Origin of the sequence: Caballeronia grimmiae (genome assembly GCF_022879615.1) — a bacterium.
GTDB lineage: Bacteria > Pseudomonadota > Gammaproteobacteria > Burkholderiales > Burkholderiaceae > Caballeronia > Caballeronia grimmiae.
Map to the genome: position 1 here is coordinate 2638499 of NZ_CP084271.1, position 14765 is coordinate 2653263.

General features: G+C 64.4%; 16 protein-coding genes. 5 read left to right on the plus strand and 11 right to left on the minus strand.

What is annotated here, in order from left to right:
• The first annotated feature begins 32 nt into the window (after positions 1 to 32).
• Together LDZ21_RS12630 and trmL are read left to right on the plus strand one after the other, a co-directional pair.
• A complete protein-coding gene (locus LDZ21_RS12630) occupies positions 33 to 818 on the plus strand; it encodes a ComF family protein (RefSeq protein ID WP_244793590.1) in 786 nt (261 codons plus the stop codon).
• A gap of 26 nt (positions 819 to 844) precedes the next feature.
• Positions 845 to 1315, plus strand: coding sequence for a tRNA (uridine(34)/cytosine(34)/5-carboxymethylaminomethyluridine(34)-2'-O)-methyltransferase TrmL (gene trmL, locus LDZ21_RS12635; protein WP_244793591.1), 471 nt, complete (start codon positions 845 to 847; stop codon positions 1313 to 1315).
• On the opposite strand, the gene LDZ21_RS12640 is transcribed toward trmL, so the two are convergent.
• Genes LDZ21_RS12640 through LDZ21_RS12660 form a run of 5 tightly spaced genes read right to left on the minus strand, consistent with a single transcriptional unit; the run spans position 1288 to position 4092 of the window.
• Complete coding sequence (locus LDZ21_RS12640) at positions 1288 to 1818, minus strand: O-acetyl-ADP-ribose deacetylase (RefSeq protein WP_244793592.1); 531 nt, start codon at positions 1816 to 1818, stop codon at positions 1288 to 1290. The genes trmL and LDZ21_RS12640 overlap by 28 nt on opposite strands.
• A 24-nt stretch (positions 1819 to 1842) precedes the next feature.
• Positions 1843 to 2841 (minus strand): NAD(P)H-dependent glycerol-3-phosphate dehydrogenase, encoded by a 999-nt coding sequence (locus LDZ21_RS12645; RefSeq protein WP_244793593.1) that lies wholly within the window; start codon positions 2839 to 2841, stop codon positions 1843 to 1845.
• Positions 2842 to 2882: 41 nt separating this feature from the next.
• Positions 2883 to 3353, minus strand: a complete 471-nt coding sequence (gene secB / locus LDZ21_RS12650) for a protein-export chaperone SecB (protein ID WP_244793594.1) — start codon at positions 3351 to 3353, stop codon at positions 2883 to 2885.
• Between the two features lie 56 nt (positions 3354 to 3409).
• Positions 3410 to 3670 carry a glutaredoxin 3 gene (grxC, locus tag LDZ21_RS12655; protein ID WP_035961843.1) on the minus strand — a complete coding sequence of 87 codons (261 nt, stop codon included), beginning with the start codon at positions 3668 to 3670 and terminating at the stop codon, positions 3410 to 3412.
• Positions 3667 to 4092, minus strand: a complete 426-nt coding sequence (locus tag LDZ21_RS12660; protein ID WP_244793595.1) for a rhodanese-like domain-containing protein — start codon at positions 4090 to 4092, stop codon at positions 3667 to 3669. The genes grxC and LDZ21_RS12660 overlap by 4 nt, the downstream gene beginning before the upstream one ends.
• A gap of 186 nt (positions 4093 to 4278) precedes the next feature.
• On the opposite strand from LDZ21_RS12660, the gene gpmA reads away from it, so the two are divergent.
• The 3 genes from gpmA (at position 4279) to LDZ21_RS12675 (ending at position 7685) form a co-directional block, all read left to right on the plus strand.
• A complete protein-coding gene (gpmA, locus tag LDZ21_RS12665) occupies positions 4279 to 5025 on the plus strand; it encodes a 2,3-diphosphoglycerate-dependent phosphoglycerate mutase (RefSeq protein ID WP_244793596.1) in 747 nt (248 codons plus the stop codon).
• Between the two features lie 181 nt (positions 5026 to 5206).
• Positions 5207 to 6790, plus strand: a complete 1584-nt coding sequence (locus LDZ21_RS12670; protein ID WP_244793597.1) for a S41 family peptidase — start codon at positions 5207 to 5209, stop codon at positions 6788 to 6790.
• A 136-nt stretch (positions 6791 to 6926) separates the two neighbouring features.
• Positions 6927 to 7685: a HesA/MoeB/ThiF family protein gene (locus tag LDZ21_RS12675; RefSeq protein ID WP_244793598.1), complete on the plus strand. Its 759-nt coding sequence runs from the start codon at positions 6927 to 6929 to the stop codon at positions 7683 to 7685.
• A 3-nt stretch (positions 7686 to 7688) separates the two neighbouring features.
• On the opposite strand, the gene ptsP is transcribed toward LDZ21_RS12675, so the two are convergent.
• The 6 genes from ptsP to LDZ21_RS12705 all read right to left on the minus strand — a co-directional run bounded on the left by ptsP (position 7689) and on the right by LDZ21_RS12705 (position 14746).
• Positions 7689 to 9449, minus strand: a complete 1761-nt coding sequence (ptsP, locus tag LDZ21_RS12680; protein WP_174447197.1) for a phosphoenolpyruvate--protein phosphotransferase — start codon at positions 9447 to 9449, stop codon at positions 7689 to 7691.
• 221 nt (positions 9450 to 9670) lie between these two features.
• Positions 9671 to 9940 carry an HPr family phosphocarrier protein gene (locus LDZ21_RS12685; protein WP_244793599.1) on the minus strand — a complete coding sequence of 90 codons (270 nt, stop codon included), beginning with the start codon at positions 9938 to 9940 and terminating at the stop codon, positions 9671 to 9673.
• A gap of 36 nt (positions 9941 to 9976) precedes the next feature.
• Positions 9977 to 10465 (minus strand): PTS sugar transporter subunit IIA, encoded by a 489-nt coding sequence (locus LDZ21_RS12690; RefSeq protein ID WP_035961851.1) that lies wholly within the window; start codon positions 10463 to 10465, stop codon positions 9977 to 9979.
• A gap of 223 nt (positions 10466 to 10688) precedes the next feature.
• A complete protein-coding gene (gene gshB, locus LDZ21_RS12695; protein ID WP_244793600.1) occupies positions 10689 to 11645 on the minus strand; it encodes a glutathione synthase in 957 nt (318 codons plus the stop codon).
• Between the two features lie 50 nt (positions 11646 to 11695).
• Positions 11696 to 12985 (minus strand): glutamate--cysteine ligase, encoded by a 1290-nt coding sequence (gene gshA, locus LDZ21_RS12700; protein ID WP_244793601.1) that lies wholly within the window; start codon positions 12983 to 12985, stop codon positions 11696 to 11698.
• A gap of 291 nt (positions 12986 to 13276) precedes the next feature.
• Positions 13277 to 14746 (minus strand): ammonium transporter, encoded by a 1470-nt coding sequence (locus tag LDZ21_RS12705; protein ID WP_244793602.1) that lies wholly within the window; start codon positions 14744 to 14746, stop codon positions 13277 to 13279.
• Positions 14747 to 14765: the final 19 nt, after the last annotated feature.

Genomic DNA, 14765 nt, shown 5'->3' on the forward strand with positions numbered 1-14765 from the left:
CCCGTCGCGCGGCTTCCGACGCGCACGCCACCATGAAACTCGTCAGCCATTTACCGCCGTTCTCCGCGTTCGCCGCAGCGCGTGCACGCGCGCTGGCGACGATCGCGCGCAAGGCGCTCGACATCGCGCTGCCGAGTCAGTGCGCGTTATGCGGCAATGTGTCGCAGCAACTTCTGTGTGCCGGATGCGACGAGCATAACTGGAACGAGCCGCGCATCCGGTGCGCGACCTGTGCGATGCCGCTCGCGCCGTCGTATGTCAGGCGGGATCGCGAAGACGTGCGGCTGCACTGCGCAGCATGTCTCGACGATCCGCCCGCGTTCAACGACACCCTCGCGCTCGCCGACTACCGCGCGCCGCTCGACACGCTCGCCGTCGAACTGAAGTTTCGCGCACGTCTTGCTGCGGGCGCGGAGTTCGCGCGTCATCTGCACGCGATGTTCGAAGACAGCGGCCTGCCGCCGCCCGATGTCATCGCGCCGGTGCCGTTGTCGCGCAAGCGGCTCGTCTCGCGCGGCTACAACCAGGCGTGGGCGATCGCCCGCCCGCTGGCGCGACGCCTCGCCGTTCGCGCCGATGCCGCGCTCATCGTCCGCGTCGTTCATACTGCGGCCCAATCGAAACTGGATGTCGATACGCGCAGGCGCAATGTCGCGCGCGCGTTCGTCGTCCGAAGCGATGTGCGCGGCAAGCATGTCGGCGTCGTCGACGATGTGATGACGTCCGGCGCCACGCTCGACGCCCTCGCCCGCACGCTCAAGCTCGCGGGCGCGCGCCGCGTCACCAACTTCGTCGCGCTGCGCACGCCGAAAGATTGATCAACTCAGCCGGAATCCTGCAATCCATGTTCAACGTCGTACTCGTCGAGCCCGAAATCCCGCCGAACACCGGCAACGTCATCCGTCTCTGCGCCAACACGGGCGCGCGGCTGCATCTGATCGAACCGCTCGGCTTTCCGCTCGACGACGCGAAGCTGCGCCGCGCCGGACTCGATTACCACGAGTACGCCGAAATGAATGTGCACGCGAACTGGGATGCGTTCATCGCGAAGGAATCGCCCGATGCGGCGCGCATGTTCGCGTTCACGACACGCGGCTCGACGCCCTTCTTCGACCACGCGTTCAAGCCGGGCGACTGGTTCGTGTTCGGCGCGGAAACGCGCGGCCTCGCGCCCGAATTGCTCGACCGCTTTCCGAATCAGCAGCGCGTGCGTCTGCCGATGCGTCCGGGCAACCGGAGCCTGAATCTGTCGAACACGGTGGCGATCGTGACGTTCGAAGCGTGGCGTCAGGCGGGCTTCGAAGGCGGCGCTTGAGCCGCCAGTTCGGCGAGATAGAGTGCGAGCATGGCGTCCTGAAAACAGGCGAAGACGACGCGCTCGACCGAGGGCGTGTGCGGCAGCGTGTCGATGACCGTCGATACCGCGATCCGCACCGCCTGCTCCACCGGAAAGCGATAGATGCCGCAACTGATCGCCGGAAACGCAATCGACTTGCAGTGCGCTTCGTTTGCGAGCTCGAGCGAGCGTCGATAGCAACGCGCGAGCAGTTCAGCCTCGTTGCGCTTGCCGCCGCTCCACCGCGGCCCGACCGCATGAATGACGTGCCGGGCCGGCAGGTCGTATCCGCCGGTGATCTTCGCGTCGCCGGTTTCGCAGCCGCCTAGCGTTTCGCACTCGCGCAGCAGGCCGCGCCCGGCTCTGCGATGAATCGCGCCATCGACACCGCCGCCGCCCAGCAGCGACTTGTTCGCCGCATTGACGATGGCGTCGACTTCGAGCGTGGTGATATCCGCGACTACGGCTTCGAGTTGAACCATGACGCGCTCCGGGAAAACGTGGCGCTATTCGGCCTTCGCGTCGCGGTTCAGCAGGGCCTGGACGGCGTCGCGCGGCGCGACGTTATCGAAGAGCACGCGGCATACCGCGTGCGTGATCGGCATCTCGATGCCACGCGACTGCGCCAGCGACAACACCGCACGCGCGCAGCGCACGCCCTCCGCCACATGACCGAGCGCGGCGAGAATCTCGTCAAGCGTGCGGCCGCTCGCGAGTTGCATGCCGACCGTGCGGTTGCGCGACAGGTCGCCGGTGGCGGTCAGGATCAGATCGCCGAGGCCCGTGAGTCCGGTGAACGTCTCGGCGCGGCCGCCCAGCGCCACGCCCAGGCGCGACATCTCCGCGAGCCCGCGCGTGATGAGCGCCGCGCGGGCGTTGAGGCCGAGGCCAAGGCCATCGGAGATGCCGGTAGCGATCGCGAGCACGTTCTTCACCGCGCCGCCCACTTCGACGCCGGTCACGTCGTCGCCAGTGTAGATGCGCATTGCGCCGTGATGGAACGCGGCGACCGTGCGTGCGCACAAATCCGCCGACGGACTCGCCACGGTCAGCGCGACCGGCAAGCCTTGCCCCACTTCGCGCGCGAAGCTCGGCCCCGAGAGCGTGCCGTTGCTCGCGTGGCCGGGAAGCTCCGCGGCGACGACTTCGTTCGGCAGACATTGCGTGTCCGCTTCGAAGCCTTTGCAAAGCCAGACGATATGCGCCGGAACGACGTTCGCCTGACGCATCGCGCGGCACAGCGCGCGCAAGCCGGCAACCGGCGTCGCAACGACGCACAGCGCATCCGGCGCGGCGGCGTGCTTCAGCGCAATGCCAAAGTCCGCTTCGAACGCGAGCGACGCAGGCAAGCGCACGCCCGCGAGATAGCGCGTGTTTTCGTGATTTTGGGAAAGAGAATCGATGAGCGCGCGATCGCGCGCCCACAGCATCGTGTCGTGCCGCGTCGCAAGGTGGCCCGCCAGTGCGGTGCCCCATGCGCCGGCGCCGAGAACGGCTACTTTCATGCTCGGCTCCGGTCGGCAGAGTCAGGACAAGGCGATGACGCTCAGTGCGCCGCGCCGTTCCCCGCGCCTTCCTGCGCGCTCGCGAGTTGCGCGAGACGTTGCTCGTACAGCGCCTGGAAGTTGATTTCCGCGAGGTGGATCGGCGGGAAACCGGCGCGAGTGATCGCGTCGGCGATGTTCGAGCGCAAGTACGGGAACAGGATGGTCGGGCATGCGATGCCGACGAGCGGGTCGACCTGCTCGGCAGGAATGTTACGGATATCGAAGATACCGGCCTGCTTCGCTTCGATCAGGAAGGCGACCTTGTCGGCGACCTTCGCCGTGACCGTGCCCGTCACCAGCACTTCGAAGACGCTTTCCGCGAGGCGGTCGGCCTTCACGTCGACTTCGACGTCAACCGACGGCATTTCCTGTTCGAGGAAGATGGCGGGCGAGTTCGGCTGCTCGAGCGACATGTCCTTCAGGTAAATGCGCTGGATGTTGAAAAACGGCTGGTTGTTCTCGTCGGACATAGTAATTCCCTAGGTAAATCGGTTGCCCGGCGCGTGACCGGGCAGCGTGTGGTGTGTCAGGCCGACTCGAGCAGCGGCACGAGACCGCCCTTGCGGTCGAGCGCCGAAAGATCGTCATAGCCGCCGACATGCGTGTCGCCGATATAAACCTGCGGCACGGTGCGGCGTCCGGTGCGCTGCATCATTTCCTCGCGGCGGCCCGGTTCACGATCGATCAGCACTTTCTCGATGCTTTCGACCCCGCGGGACTTTAAAAGACGTTCGGCCATCTGGCAATACGGGCACACTTGGGTGCTGTACATGATGACTTTCTTCACTTGACGGCTCCTTGTTTTACGACCGGCATACCTGCCTTTTGCCAGGCATCTACCCCGCCTTGCAAGACATGGACCTCAGCGTAGCCCGCTTCCGACACCGTGCGGCTGGCGCGCTGCGATTGCTGTCCGGTCTGACAAACGAGCACGACCGGATTGCTCTTATTCTTCGCGATCTGGCCGATCTTTGCTTGGAGCTCCGCCGCGTCGATATTGCGGGCCGACGGCAGATGGCCTTTCGCGAATTCCGCGGGAGGGCGGATATCGACGACGACGGCGTTGCGACGGTTGATCAGCGTCGTGGCTTCGGCCGCGGAAATTCCGCCGCGTCCGCGACGCGTGATGGCGGGCCACAGGAGCAGCGCGCCGGAGATGAGCGCAATGACGATAAGTGCGATATTCGTGTAATCAGTGAAAAACTTCACGTCTAGGGCCGCCGAAAGATAGTGGAGAAGGGAGAAAGGAAAATGAGGGCAATCCCGTCATTATAAAATAACCGTTTCCCGCGATGGCCCAGGCCATCCGGCCGATGGCGGCACTCCACGCGCGATGGCAGGATGACGGAGTGCGAATCGGCGCAAGCGCTTTCTCAACTGACCGACCTATCAAACATGTATAAGCTAGTGCTCATCCGCCACGGCGAATCGACGTGGAACAAGGAAAACCGGTTCACCGGCTGGGTCGATGTCGACCTGACCGAGCAGGGCAACCGCGAAGCGCGTCAGGCCGGCGTGCTGCTGCGGGAAGCCGGCTTCGCGTTCGACATCGCGTACACGTCGGTGCTCAAGCGCGCGATCCGCACGCTGTGGCACGTTCAGGACGAAATGGACCTGATGTATATCCCGGTCGTCCATTCGTGGCGCCTGAACGAGCGCCACTACGGCGCGCTCGCCGGGCTGAACAAGGCGGAAACGGCGAAGAAGTATGGCGACGAACAGGTTCTCGTCTGGCGCCGCAGCTACGACACGCCGCCGCCCGCGCTCGATCCTTCCGACGAACGCGCGCCCTTCAACGATCCGCGCTACGCGAAGGTTCCGCGTGAGCAGTTGCCGCTCACCGAATGCCTGAAAGACACGGTGGCGCGCGTGCTGCCGGTGTGGAACGAGTCCATCGCGCCGGCCATCAAGGCGGGCAAGCAGGTGCTGATTGCCGCGCACGGCAATTCCATGCGCGCGCTCGTGAAGTATCTGGACGAGATTTCGGACGCGGACATCGTCGGGCTGAACATTCCGAACGGCGTGCCGCTCGTCTATGAACTCGACGAAAACCTGAAGCCGATCAAGCACTACTATCTCGGCGACGCCGACGCCATCGCCGCCGCGCAGGCAGCGGTCGCGAAGCAGGGCAAGGCGGGCTGACGCTTTCGGCTTCGCAAGATTTGTCCATCCACGGGCGCTTCGTCGGAAGCGCCCGTGGCGCATTGCTGTCGCCCGGCTGTACCCTGGGCATTTAAGTTGCGTTTAAGTCGTCTTTGGAGGGGAGCGGGTATACTGGCCCGTCACCCACGATGCTGCTCATTCGATTCCGAACGCACTCTCTATGCGAAAGAACCTGAAAAATTTCGGCCTGATCGCCGTAGGCGTTGCCGCCGGCGCGCTCGCCACCTTGCAGATCTCCGCGTCCGCTCAGCAAGCCGCATCGTCACCGCTGCCGCTCGATCAATTGCGGCTCTTCGCCGAAGTGTTCGGGCAAATCAAGCACGAGTACGTCGAACCCGTCGATGACAAGAAGCTCCTCACCGCCGCCATCAAGGGCATGGTGTCGAGCCTCGACCCGCACTCGTCCTACCTCGACAAGACCGATTACGAAGAGCTTCAGGAGCAGACGAAGGGCCGCTTCGCGGGCCTGGGTATCGAAATTTCGTCCGAAGACGGGCTGATCAAGGTCATTTCGCCGATCGAAGACACGCCTGCATTCCGCGCGGGCATTCGTCCGGGCGACCTCATCACGCGCATCAACGACAAGCCGGTGCGCGGCATGACGCTCGACAAGGCCGTCAAGCAGATGCGCGGCGAGCCGGGCACCAAGGTCACGCTGACCATTTTCCGCAAGAGCGACGACCGCACGTTCCCGCTGACCGTCACGCGCGCCGTCATTCGCGTGCAGTCGGTGAAGATGAAGGTGCCGGAGCCGGGCTACGGGTATATCCGCATCACGAGTTTCCAGGAACGCACGGTGCCGGATCTGGCGGCGAGGCTGCAAGACCTCGCGCGCCAGCAGCCGAACCTGAAGGGCCTCGTGCTCGACCTGCGCAATAACGGCGGCGGTCTGCTTCAGAGCGCGGTCGGCGTCGCGGGCGCGTTCCTGCCGGATAACGCCATCGTCGTATCGACGAACGGGCAAATCGCGGACGCCAAGCAGACGTTCCGGGATACTTACGACAACTACCGTCTGCCGTCCTTCGATCAGGACCCGTTGAAGACGGTGCCGGAAGTCTTCAAGAAGGTGCCGATGGTCGTGCTGACGAACGCCTATTCAGCGTCGGCTTCGGAGATCGTCGCGGGTGCGCTGCAGGATCATCATCGCGCGCTGATCGTCGGCAAGACGACGTTCGGCAAGGGCTCGGTGCAGACCGTTCGCCCGATGACCGCCGACACCGCGCTGCGCCTGACCACGGCGTACTACTACACGCCGAGCGGCAAGTCGATCCAAAACCAGGGCGTGCGCCCGGACGTGCCGGTGGACCAGTACGCGGACGGCGATCCCGACGACGCGCTCGTGACGCGCGAAGTGGACTATTCCAATCACCTCGCGAACACGCAGGACCCCAACGAGAAGAAGGAGCAGGACCAGCGCGAGCAGGATCGTCTGGAGCAACTGCGCCTGCTCGAAGAGCAGAACGACAAGAAGACGCCGGAGCAGCGCCGCAAGGATCGCGAACGCAAGCCGGTCGAATTCGGCAGCACCGACGACTTCATGCTCCAGCAGGCGCTGAACAAGCTCGAAGGCAAGCAGGTCGTCGAATCGAAGTCGTTCGCCGAGCGCAAGCTCGCGCAGAACAAGCCGCCGCGTTCGGCGTCCGCGCCGGTCGTTGCACAGCCGGCAGCGCCCGCCGCGCCGGGCTCGTCGCCGGCTTCGGGCACCGCGCCGGCTTCGTCGCCGACCGCGCAGCAGTCGAGGTAAGCATGCAGCAAGGCTTCGCGGCATCGCGCCGCGAAGCCGCTTCCCCTCCCCGCGCGCTTAGAATGTGACGTTCAAGCGCGCCGTCTTTTTCGGCGTTCCCCTCGCAGCAATATCGGCGCATCCACGCGCTCGCTCGATGAACGACGACCAACTCCTCCGCTATTCCCGCCACATTCTCGTCGATGAAATCGGTATCGAAGCGCAGCAGCGTTTTCTCGATGCGCGGGCGATCATCGTCGGTGCGGGCGGCCTGGGCGCGCCCGCCGCCATGTATCTCGCGGCTGCGGGTGTCGGAAGGCTGACGCTCGTCGACGCCGATACCGTCGATCTCACGAACTTGCAGCGGCAGATCGTGCACGCGACGCGCTCGGTCGGCCAAGCGAAGGTCGAATCCGCGCGGCAGACGCTGAACGCGCTGAACCCGGACGTGCGAATCGACGCGATCAACGCCCGCGCCGACGCCGCCTGGCTCGATGCGAACGTGCCCGGCGCGAGCGTCGTGCTCGATTGCAGCGACAACTTTGCGACGCGCCACGCGATCAACGCGGCGTGCGTCGCGCATGGCGTGCCGCTCGTCTCCGGCGCGGCGCTGCGCTTCGACGGGCAGATCAGCACCTTCGATTTCCGCTCGGCCGCATCGCCCTGTTATGCCTGCGTTTTCCCGCCGGATCAGGCGTTCGAGGAAGTCGCGTGCTCGACGATGGGCGTGTTCTCGCCGACGGTCGGCATCATCGGCGCGATGCAGGCGGCCGAGGCGTTGCGCGTGATCGGCGGTTTCGGGGAGACGCTCGCGGGCCGGCTCATGATGCTCGACTCGCTGCACATGGAATGGAACACGATGAAGATCGCGCGGCAGCCGGATTGCCCGGTCTGCGGCGCGCGTCACGCCGGCTAGCGCTCAGGCTTTTTGCAGCCGGGCCAGCGCGGCCTGCAACTCGTTCGGCTCGAAGGACGCGAGCACGTCCGCGACGGGCTTTTCCAGCGCCTTGAGGTTCGAGCGTAAGATTTCCTGCTTCACGACGAGCAACTGGCTCGGATGCATCGAGAATTCCGTCAGCCCGAGCCCGAGCAACAGGCGCGTGACCGACGGATCGCCCGCCATTTCCCCGCACACCGAAACCGGCACGCCCGCGCGCTTCGCCTCGCGCAGCGTCAAAGCGATCAGATGCAGCACCGCCGGATGCAGCGGATCGTAGAGATGCGCGACGGAGTTGTCCGCGCGGTCGATTGCGAGCGTGTACTGGATCAGGTCGTTGGTCCCGATCGACAGGAAATCCAGCCGGCTCAGGAATAACTGCACCGCGATGGCCGCCGCGGGAATCTCGATCATCGCGCCGATCTGCACCTGCCGGTCATACGCGATGCCCGCGTCGTCCAGCTGGCGCTTCGCCTCGCGGATCAGATCGAGCGTCTGATCGATTTCCTGCGCGTGCGCAAGCATCGGAATCAGAATCTTGGTCGGACCGAATGCGGACGCGCGCAGAATCGCGCGGAGTTGCGTCATGAACATCTGCGGTTCGGAGAGGCTCCAGCGGATCGCGCGCAAGCCGAGCGCCGGATTCGGCGCGGTCTCGTAACCGTCGCCGGCGCTCATCGAATCGAGCGGCTTGTCGGCGCCGACGTCGATCGTGCGGATCGTCACCGGCTTGCCGTTCATCAGTTCGACCGCCCGCTTGTACGCCTCGAACTGCTCCTCTTCTTCCGGCAGCCGGTCCTTGTGATTCATGAACAGGAATTCGGTGCGGAACAGGCCGACGCCCATCGCGCCGGCTTCGACGGCCACTTGGGCATCGTCGGGCAGTTCGATGTTCGCGCACAGCTCGATCTTAGTGCCGCACAGCGTCTGCGTCGGCGAGAACTTCAGGCGCTGCAGCTTGCGCTGTTCGAGCAGCTTTTCGCTCTGCCGATACGAATATTCTTCGAGGACGATCGGCGCGGGATCGACGATCACGATGCCATGATCGCCATCGACGATGATGAGATCGTTCTGACGAATTAGCACGCTCGCCTGCTGCACGCCGACGGACGCCGGAATGCCAAGACTGCGCGCGACGATCGCCGTATGCGACGTGCGGCCGCCGAGATCGGTGACGAAGCCCTTGAACGCCTGCGTCTTGAACTGGAGCATGTCGGCGGGCGCGATGTCGTGCGCGACGACGATCATCTCGTTGTGGCCGTTGCTCGCGGCCGTATGCACGACGAGCGACGCGGCGGTCGGCGCACCTGCGAGCGCCTTCAGCAGACGTTCGACGACCTGCTCGACGTCGGCCTTGCGTTCGCGCAGGTATTCGTCCTCGATTTCATCGAAAAAACTGCCGAGGATGTCGAGCTGTTCGGTCAGCGCCCACTCGACGTTATAGCGGCGCGTGCGAATGAGGTCGATGGTTTCCTGCACGAGCATGGCGTCGTTCAGGATCATCATGTGGACGTTGATGAACGCGCCCATTTCGCTGGGCGCATCGGCGGCGAGGTCTTCGCGCAGCGCATCGAGTTCGGCGGCGACAGCGGCTTGCGCTGTCAGGAATCGTTCGATTTCAGCGTCGATCTGATCGGCTTCGATCAGGTAATGCGCGACATCCAGCGCGGCGGGCGCGATCAGATACGCTCGCCCGATGGCGATGCCTCGTGAGACGGGAATTCCATGCAGCGTGAAAGACACGCGCACCTCCTCTATTTGTGATGTATCCGCGGTCTCTCAGAATCCGCGGGGGCGCTGGCCGCCGAAGCCATTATAAGTTCGAAGTATTCCAAAGTCCCTGCACGGACTGCCGCGTGGAAGCCGTGCCGGTTGCAGACTGCTCCGTCCTTGGCAGAAGCGCCGAGGCGCAAAAAAGCCGCGTCGATGCGCGGCTCTTGATGGTCGATGCAGAAATGATGGACTTATTGCCCTTCGCCGAACTTGTCCGCGATCAAGGCGAGAATCGCTTGCATGGCGTCGGCTTCATCCGGGCCTTCGGTTTCGATCGTCACCGTGCTGCCGATGCCCGCCGCCAGCATCATCACGCCCATGATGCTCTTTGCGTTGATCCGGCGGCCATTGCGGCTCATCCAGATTTCGCACTGAAAACTCCCCGCGAGTTGCGTGAGCTTGGCCGAAGCGCGCGCATGGAGCCCCAGCTTGTTCACGATCGTTGTTTCTTGTTGCAGCATGATGCTCCGGAACGCTAGTGGATGAATGAAGCGGCGTCAGTGACTGGCGGCTTTGGCGGCAGCCAGATCGGCGCTTGCCGAGCAGGCAGGATCGGGCGAACCGGCGACTTTCGTCGCGATTGCGCAGGGGTTGAGCGGCGTGGACGCGTCCAGTTCCTGAATGCCCTTCGAGCCGCCTTGGAGGATCTTTTCCGACAGCGTGTCGAGCGGCGTCGCGCGGTAACAGACGGCGCGCACGAGCATCGGCAGATTGACGCCCGAGAGAATGCGCACGTCGGCATCCGCCAGGCTCGCCGCGATGTTGGCTGGCGTCGCGCCGAAAACGTCCGTCAGCACGATCGCGCCGTTGCCTTCCCTCAGACGATCGATCTCGGAGCGCGCGAACGCGCGGACTTCGACGGGATCGCAGTCGGGCATCACGTCGATGACGCCGATGCGCGCGGGCAAGCCGCCGTAAATGTGCGCGACGCACTCGCGAAGCGCGGTAGCGAGCGGTGCATGCGCGATGATCAGAATGCCAGCCATATCGGGATTGCTGCCTCTGTGAACGAAACGTCAGAGTTCGCTCGAAAGCGCGCGAGCGTCGCGTGGTGCAAGTGGTATATGCGTCCGGGCGGTCGGGAAATCAACGGTCGACCGCGCTGCTGAAATGTGATCCAGCCCCAGATGCAAGCCGCCGGGAAGTTGATTGTAACAGTGCCGGCGGCGCACGTTTTGCACTGCGCCAGACGCGCAGCAGCGCCCCGCGTCAGCCGACCGCGCGCTCCAGCGCGTCGATGAACATGCCCGCCACGTCGAAGCCGGTCTGATCCATGATTTCGCGGAAGCAGGTCGGGCTCGTGACGTTCACTTCGGTGAGATAGTCGCCGATCGCATCCAGCCCGACGAGCAGCAGCCCGCGCGCCTGTAGCACCGGCCCGAGCGCCTCCGCGATTTCGCGATCGTGCGCCGAAAGTGGTTGCGCGCGGCCGAGTCCGCCCGCCGCGAGATTGCCGCGCACTTCGCCGCCTTGCGGAATGCGCGCGAGGGAATACGGCACCGGCTCGCCGCCGATCAACAAGATGCGCTTGTCGCCGTCCGAAATCTGCGGGATGAACTTCTGCGCCATGACCATGCGCGCGCCGTCCTCGCTCAGCATCTCGATGATCGAACCGAGGTTCATGCCGTCCGCCTTCACGCGGAACACGCCCATGCCGCCCATGCCATCGAGCGGCTTCAGAATGACGTCGCCGTGTTCGGCATGGAATGCGCGCAGGCGTGCGGAATCGCGCGTGACGAGCGTCGGCGCCACGTATTGCGGCCATTCCGCGATCGCGAGCTTTTCCGAGTGATCGCGGATTGCCTGCGGCTTGTTGAACACGCGCGCACCTTGCCGTTCCGCCATTTCCAGCAGCCACGTCGCGTTCACGTATTCCAGGTCGAACGGCGGATCCTTGCGCATCAGCACCGCGTCGAACTTCGCGAGCGATACGTTCTCCGGCTCTTGCGCCGAGTACCACGGAGAGCGGTCGCTATCGGCTTCATCGCCGACGATCGCAATGCGGCGCACGCTCGCCTCCACCGCGCCGCCCGTCCACGCAAGCTGATGCGGCTCGCAGGCATAGAGCACGTGGCCGCGGCGCGCGGCTTCGGCCATCATCGCGTAGGTCGAATCCTTGTAGATCCTGAAGCGATCGAGCGGGTCGGCGATAAAGAGGATGTCCATGTGTATTCGCTTGATTGACGCGGCCTGCGAGCTTACCGCAAGCCGCGCAATTAGACCTGAATGGCTTCCGGATCGGTCTTTTCGAGTTCCACCGATGCCGCGAGCAGCCCGAGCCGCGCGACCACGCCATACATGTAGAAGCGGTTCGGCGGCGCCGCGCCGGGCTTCGCGTGCGTATCGGGCAGCGCGGTGTGCTCGAAGCCGAGCGGCACGAAGTGCATGCCAGGCGCGTTGAGGTTCTGATCGCGCTCACGCGATTCATGCACGCGATAGAAGCCGCCGACCACGTACCGGTCGATCATGTACACCACCGGCTCCGCGACCGCATTGCCGACGCGCTCGAACGTATGCACGCCCTCCTGCACGATCACGTCGTGGACTTGCAGCCCTTCCTTCGCGTCGTTCATCTTGACGCGCTCGCGCTTCGTGAGCGCGGCGACTTCGCTCGCGTCGTGCACGGTCATCACGCCCTTGCCGTAGGTGCCGGCATCCGCCTTGATGACGACATACGGCTTCTCGCTGATGCCGTACTCGCGATACTTCTTCGCGATCTTCTTGATGACGCCGTCGATGGCGTCCGCGAGCGCTTCCTCGCCCGTGCGCGCTTCGTAGTCCACGCCTTCGACGTGCGCGAAGTACGGATTCACCATCCACGGGTCGATCTCGACCATCTTCGCGAACTTCTTCGCGACGTCGTCGTAGCAGGAGAAATGCGTCGACTTGCGGCGCACGGCCCAGCCGGCATGCAGCGGCGGAAGCAGATACTGCTCGTGCAGATTCTCCAGCACCGGCGGAATGCCCGCCGAGAGATCGTTGTTGAGCAGAATCGAACAGGGATCGAAATTCTTGAGGCCGAGACGCCGCGGCGTGCGCTCGAGCGGTTCCAGCACGATCTTCTGGCCATCGGCGAGCGGAATCGTCACCGGGCCGTGGATGTTTTCATCGAGCGTGCCGAAGCGGACGTTCAGGCCCGCCTGCCGCATGATGGTCGCGAGCCGCGCGACGTTCTCGAGATAGAACGCATTGCGCGTATGCCGCTCGGGAATCACGAGCAGATTTTTCGCGTCGGGGCAGATCTTTTCGATGGACGCCATGGCCGCCTGCACGGCCAGCGGCAGCACTTCCTGCGGCAGATTGTTGAAACCGCCCGGGAACAGATTCGTATCGACGGGCGCGAGCTTGAACCCCGCGTTACGCAGATCGACGGAACAATAAAACGGCGGCGTGTGCTCCTGCCATTCAAGACGAAACCACCGCTCGATGGCAGGCGTGGCCTCCAGTATTTTCCGCTCGAGATCGAGCAGAGGACCATTCAACGCCGTAACTAAATGCGGAACCATTGATTTCTCGCGGACAGCTTTGCATGGGACCGGCATCGCGCGTCAACACGAAAGCGCCGGCCGACAGAGACGAAAGATTGTAGAGCAATTGCTTTGCCTAATTGGGGATGGGCCGCCAATTACCAAGGTTTCCCGGCCATGCGGCAAGCATTTCGGAGTCGTGCGCCGCTGGACGAAGAATGCGGCCGGTCGCATGGCAAAAAAAACCCGCCATCGAAGGCGGGCCAAGTCGCTGCGCTCGTTCTTTTCATCGCGCCGGAGCGTGCCGGTCGCGATGATGTCTTCAGTGCGTCATTCGACGTGCTCGCCATGCAAGGTGACGTCGAGGCCTTCGCGTTCCTGTTCTTCGGTGACGCGCAAGCCCATGACCATGTCGATGACCTTCAGCAGGATGAAGCTGACGACGCCCGAGTAGATCAGCGTGACGATCACGCCTTTTGCCTGCACGAGCAGGCTGCCGTCGAAACCGCCGATGTCCTTCACCGCGAACACGCCGGTCAGAAGCGCACCGATGATCCCGCCGACGCCGTGCACGCCGAACGCGTCGAGCGAGTCGTCGTAGTTGAACTTGTGCTTGAGCCAGGTGGCCGACCAGAAGCAGACCACGCCCGCGACGATGCCGATCACGATCGCGCCCGTCACGCCGACGAAGCCCGAAGCCGGCGTCACCGCGACCAGACCCGCGACCGCGCCCGAAATGATGCCGAGCACCGACGGCTTGCCCTTCGTGATCCACTCCGCGAACATCCAGCCGAACGCGGCGAACGCGGTGGCGATCTGCGTCGTCAGCATCGCGAAGCCGGCACGGCCGTCAGCCGCCACCGCCGAACCCGCGTTGAAGCCGAACCAGCCCACCCACAGCATCGACGCGCCGATCAGCGAGAGCACCAGGTTGTGCGGCGCCATCACTTCGCGGCCATAGCCGACGCGCTTGCCGAGGACGATACAGCACATCAGGCCCGCGATACCCGCGTTGATGTGGACCACCGTGCCGCCGGCGAAGTCCAGCACGCCCGCCGATGCCAGCCAGCCGGTCGGCTCCCAGACCATGTGGGCGATCGGCGAGTAGACGAGCAGCGACCACAGCGCCATGAAGACGAGCATCGCGGAAAACTTCATGCGGTCGGCGAATGCACCGGTGATGAGCGCCGGCGTGATGATCGCGAACGTCAGCTGGAACGCGAAGTAGACGGACTCCGGAATGGTCGAGGCGAGATGGCTGACGGTGAGCGTCGTCGCCTTGTCGCCCTTGACGTAGGCCAGGCCGTGCAGGAACACGCGCGAGAAGCCGCCGAGGAACGAGCCGCCCGGCGTGAACGCGATGCTGTAGCCGACGACCGTCCAGAGAATCGTGACCAGGCAGCAGATGGCGAAGCTCTGCATCACGGTGGCGAGGACGTTCTTCTTGCGGACCATGCCGGCGTAGAAGAGCGCGAGGCCCGGAATCGTCATGAACAGCACGAGTGCGACGGAGGTCAGCATCCACGCGGTGTCGCCGGAGCTGATCTTCGATGAATCGACCATGAACGGTTCGGTCGGCGCGGCGGGTGCTGCCTCGGATGCTGCCTGTGCAGCGGATGCCGCTTCCGCCGACGAAGCCATCGCCGTATTGGCGCTGGCCGGCGCGCTCGCAGCCGACGCGGCGTCCGTTGCGGGCGCCGACGCGGCGGCCGGAGCCGACGCGTCCTGAGCGAGAGCGGTGCCGGCGGTCGCACTGGCAAGCGCCGTCGCCACCAACAATGACATCAAAAAGTTACGCATTCTTCTGGTTCCTTTTATC

Coding starts and splice junctions, on each gene's coding strand:
- LDZ21_RS12630 (WP_244793590.1), top strand. CDS start 33: ATGAAACTCGTCAGCCATTTACCGCCGTTCTCCGCGTTCGCCGCAGCG.
- trmL (WP_244793591.1), top strand. CDS start 845: ATGTTCAACGTCGTACTCGTCGAGCCCGAAATCCCGCCGAACACCGGC.
- LDZ21_RS12640 (WP_244793592.1), bottom strand. CDS start 1,818: ATGGTTCAACTCGAAGCCGTAGTCGCGGATATCACCACGCTCGAAGTC.
- LDZ21_RS12645 (WP_244793593.1), bottom strand. CDS start 2,841: ATGAAAGTAGCCGTTCTCGGCGCCGGCGCATGGGGCACCGCACTGGCG.
- secB (WP_244793594.1), bottom strand. CDS start 3,353: ATGTCCGACGAGAACAACCAGCCGTTTTTCAACATCCAGCGCATTTAC.
- gpmA (WP_244793596.1), top strand. CDS start 4,279: ATGTATAAGCTAGTGCTCATCCGCCACGGCGAATCGACGTGGAACAAG.
- LDZ21_RS12670 (WP_244793597.1), top strand. CDS start 5,207: ATGCGAAAGAACCTGAAAAATTTCGGCCTGATCGCCGTAGGCGTTGCC.
- LDZ21_RS12675 (WP_244793598.1), top strand. CDS start 6,927: ATGAACGACGACCAACTCCTCCGCTATTCCCGCCACATTCTCGTCGAT.
- LDZ21_RS12685 (WP_244793599.1), bottom strand. CDS start 9,940: ATGCTGCAACAAGAAACAACGATCGTGAACAAGCTGGGGCTCCATGCG.
- LDZ21_RS12690 (WP_035961851.1), bottom strand. CDS start 10,465: ATGGCTGGCATTCTGATCATCGCGCATGCACCGCTCGCTACCGCGCTT.
- gshB (WP_244793600.1), bottom strand. CDS start 11,645: ATGGACATCCTCTTTATCGCCGACCCGCTCGATCGCTTCAGGATCTAC.
- gshA (WP_244793601.1), bottom strand. CDS start 12,985: ATGGTTCCGCATTTAGTTACGGCGTTGAATGGTCCTCTGCTCGATCTC.
- LDZ21_RS12705 (WP_244793602.1), bottom strand. CDS start 14,746: ATGCGTAACTTTTTGATGTCATTGTTGGTGGCGACGGCGCTTGCCAGT.